A 3,619-nucleotide genomic window follows, 5' to 3' on the forward strand; every position below is an offset into this window, starting at 1 on the left:
CAGACGCTCCACTTATCGAGGCGGAAATTCTGTTCAGACAACCGGGACCAGCTCAAAGCCTCCGGGTCACCGGAAACTGGGAAGCCGCCGCCGCGCCGTGAGTTCTTGATCAGTTTAGCTCACTCCGGAGAAGAGATCTAGGAACTCGGCGACTTTCGCCAGGTTGCCTCTATCGCGAGGCTCTGCCGCTCGGTGTTTTCTTGGCGAAGACCTCTTCGATCGGGGCGTCTTGATGATTAGGACAACAAGCCGCGCCGCAGCGCCTCGGCGACGCATTGGGCAATAGATGCTGCACCTAGTTTGCGGCGCGCGTTCTCAAGATGAAACACGACAGTTCGCGGTGCAATCTGGACCAGCACCGCGATATCCGCGACAGTTTTTCCCTGCGCGGTCCATGCAAGGCATTGGCGCTCGCGCTGAGTGAGTTCACTTGCCGCAAGTTTACCGGTAGAGGGTATGTCAAGTTTGGCGCCGACATGACTATCAAAATACAACCCGACGAGTTGTAGGAGATCCTTCCAGTCGGCCACGAGCCGCCCCGGGTGAACGTCGCGGTCGCCCGTCGCCAGCGTAAATGCGGCCATCCGCCCAAATCCGCCCCTGATCGGCACAGTGATGCCTGATCTAATCCCGAAGGTCGTCGCTTCATCAAAGAACCGCCGCTGCTCGCGGTTTCCGGCCAGGGCTGACGCCTCGCCTCCCCAGCTGAACAGCGCGTGCTCGGCACGCGCGCGGCGCACCACAGGATCGAGCTGCTGATCTCCAAGCTGGAAGTACCGGCTGGTCCAGGATTTTGGATAGGACGAGATCAGCATCGGCGTCTCGCCGGTCAGGCGCAGATAGGCAAATCGCTGAAAGCCTAGCCTATGTGTTAGCCGCGTTGCAACACGCTCGAATTCATCCGCGTTGGTTGCGGTTTGGATGGCATCAATGAACTCTTGGAAGATGCTTTCGAGCGGGCTCATTCCGGCTCTACCGTTTGAACATAATCGACGTGCTTCCTAATGACCTCACCCTCGCCTTTGGCGAAGAAGCCGTCCGGGCACCGCAGGTCGCGCGAGCACCCGCCAGAACAGCCACGCCGCTACGCCGCGCAGCCGAGCTGGAGGAGCGCAGGAAGACCCTGCCCGTCGCCCAACGCACTTAGTTGGAAATGCCATGCCCCTATCTTAGGCGGAACTCGTTTGTGCCGCCCCAGTATGTCCCGCCCGAGTATCGTCGGGAAGTAATAGGCCGGTGACAGATATCAATTAATCTGATGGACCGTTCTGATTTGGCGATGGATTTGTTCGCACGGCTCTGCGGGTCGTTTGAGTGCCACGTGGTGGCACTTACCTGATCAAAGCGCGAAAGGTTAGCGCCCCGATTCGATATCGGCCGAGCCTGAAGTGAAAAGGAATAGGTCCGTTCGCAACGTGCAGAACGCGTCTTTATTTCGTCGCTGTATTCGTGACGCTTCACTTTGTCCGAAGCGTACCAACGATTTTGATCTGCTTTCCTCCGGCGGCATTGTCCCTGTTTTTAATTTGTTCTAAGGGAAACCCAAGCCACGGATTGGAAACCCTGAAATACGATGCCGTCGGATTTGCCAAGCCCAGCAAGAGCGCTCGGCAGTAGCTCTGCTGAGGGGCAGGAGGTGGTCCGGCGGTTCATGTGGGAGATCAGATCCATCAATGTGTATCTGGAGGAACTTCGTCAATTACGGGCCAATGCGTTGGGCATCACTGGGCCACAGTGGATGATCTTGATGGCTTTGGCAGACTTGGACAGAGAAAACGGTGTTCCGGTCAATGTGGTGTCAAAGTTGATGCACGTCGACTCGTCATTCGTCACGACCCAATCGAAGCTGCTAGAGAAAAAAAGCCTCCTGCGGCGCAAGCCCTCCGCGAGCGATGCCCGGGTCGTACAGCTGTCGCTGACGGACAAGACTTACAAGCATCTCGCGAGCCTTGCTGCACAACAGGAAGCACTCGATGAATTTGTTTTTGGTGAATTCGGTACTCGCGAACTGACCGAGTTCGCTGGCAGGCTCACTGCACTCAGGTATCGCCTAGAGAAAGCTCGCTTGAAAGTCGCTCTGGATTTCTGAGGACCAGAACACAGAACGGCGCACTGTCTAGGTCGGGTTAACTCCAAATCGAGATAAGATACAGCGCAGTTAAAAGTAAAGGATGCTCGTGTCCTCCTAGGAGCCTCACTGTAAGCCTTCCGCTGGCGGCTGCTGGTTTTACGGACATTGCCGTGTGGGTTCTGACCTTGCCCCTCGGGCTTAAGCCAGTTTGAAGTTCGTTCTGGCCCACGACAAGGACCAGAGCATGAAGCGCAGCCGCTTTACGGAAGAGCAGATCATCGGGATTTTGAAGGAGCATGAGTCCGGCGTGTCGGTCGCCGATCTGTGCCGCAAGCATGGCGTCAGCGACGCCAGCATCTACAAATGGAAGGCCAAGTTCGGTGGGATGGAGGTATCGGAGGCCAGGCGGTTGAAGACGCTGGAGGATGAGAACACACGGCTGAAGCGGCTTCTGGCAGATGTGATGCTGGACAATGCTGCCTTGAAGGACCTCCTGGGAAAGAAGTGGTGACGCCCGCGGGAAGGCGGAAAGCTGTCGCCCATCTCGTGGACGCTTACGGGATGAGCGAACGGCGGGCGTGTAAAGCCATCGGCTGCTGCCGCATGACCGTGAGATACAAGGCAACCCGGGCGGAGGATGCCGGCCTTCGCCTGCGCATGAAGGCGATCGCCCAAGAACGTCGCCGTTTCGGCTATCGCCGCCTGCATGTGCTGCTCAAGCGGGAGGGCTACTTAGTCAACCACAAGAAGATCTTCCGGCTCTATCGGGAAGAGAAGCTCGCGGCGCGCCGCCGTGGCGGCCGCAAGCGGGCCATTGGGACCAGGGCACCGATGATGGGTAAGCGTCGTTTTCAGGCCACAGCTTTGAGGGCTTGAGCACGGTGGGCCCAGGGCAGTAGCTGGTCGATGTCGCGGTTTGGATGCCCGTTGACGATTTTGGTCAGGACGTCGGTGAGATAGGCGAGCGGATCGACGTCGTTGATCTTGCAAGTCTCGACCAGGGACGCGACGACAGCCCAGTGTTCGGCACCGCCGTCGGATCCGGCAAATAATGCGTTTTTGCGACTGAGCTTGATGCCCCGGATCGATCGTTCGATCGTGTTGTTGTCGAGTTCGATGCGGCCGTCATCGATGAAGCGCGTCAGTCCCTGCCAGCGCGAGAGCGCGTAGCGGATGGCTTCGGCGAGCTTGATCTTCTGGCTGATGAGAGCCAGCTTGGCGCGCAGCCACGCCTCGAAGGCATCAGCCAGCGGTCGGCTTCTCTGCTGCCGCACCAGGCGGCGCTCGTCCGCGCTGCGGCCACGGATCTCCTTCTCGATCGCATAGAATGCGGCAATGTGCTTCAGCGCTTCGCTTGCGATCGGCGCGGGACCGGCCGTCGCGAGTTCGTAGAAGTTGCGCCGCATGTGCACCCAGCAGAATGCCAGTTCGACCTCGCCGCGTTCGGCAAGCTTCGGATAGGCGTTGTAGCCATCGACCTGCAGGACCCCCTTTAATCGCGAGGTGGCGGTAATGTGAAGGAACGCCGCCGGATGCGGGATTGATACT

The 3,619-nt window shown here is 58.6% G+C and carries 3 protein-coding genes and 1 pseudogene; 2 read left to right on the top strand and 2 right to left on the bottom strand.

The features are described from left to right. Positions 1–236 precede the first annotated feature (236 nt). Complete coding sequence (locus CQ13_RS09190) at positions 237–965, bottom strand: autoinducer binding domain-containing protein (protein ID WP_057842667.1); 729 nt, start codon at positions 963–965, stop codon at positions 237–239. Between the two features lie 608 nt (positions 966–1,573). Here CQ13_RS09190 and CQ13_RS09195 point away from each other — a divergent pair. Together CQ13_RS09195 and CQ13_RS42715 are read left to right on the top strand one after the other, a co-directional pair. Next, positions 1,574–2,089, top strand: coding sequence for a MarR family winged helix-turn-helix transcriptional regulator (locus tag CQ13_RS09195; RefSeq protein WP_057842668.1), 516 nt, complete (start codon positions 1,574–1,576; stop codon positions 2,087–2,089). 226 nt (positions 2,090–2,315) lie between these two features. Continuing rightward, a pseudogene (locus CQ13_RS42715) lies at positions 2,316–2,905 on the top strand (transposase); the annotation flags it as partial. A gap of 17 nt (positions 2,906–2,922) precedes the next feature. On the opposite strand, the gene tnpC reads toward CQ13_RS42715, so the two are convergent. Continuing rightward, positions 2,923–3,619: IS66 family transposase (tnpC, locus tag CQ13_RS09210; RefSeq protein ID WP_156433595.1), on the bottom strand; the 697-nt coding region annotated here is incomplete at its 5' end.

Source organism: Bradyrhizobium retamae (assembly GCF_001440415.1).
GTDB lineage: Bacteria > Pseudomonadota > Alphaproteobacteria > Rhizobiales > Xanthobacteraceae > Bradyrhizobium > Bradyrhizobium retamae.

Coding starts and splice junctions, on each gene's coding strand:
- CQ13_RS09195 (WP_057842668.1), top strand. CDS start 1,574: ATGCCGTCGGATTTGCCAAGCCCAGCAAGAGCGCTCGGCAGTAGCTCT.
- CQ13_RS09190 (WP_057842667.1), bottom strand. CDS start 965: ATGAGCCCGCTCGAAAGCATCTTCCAAGAGTTCATTGATGCCATCCAA.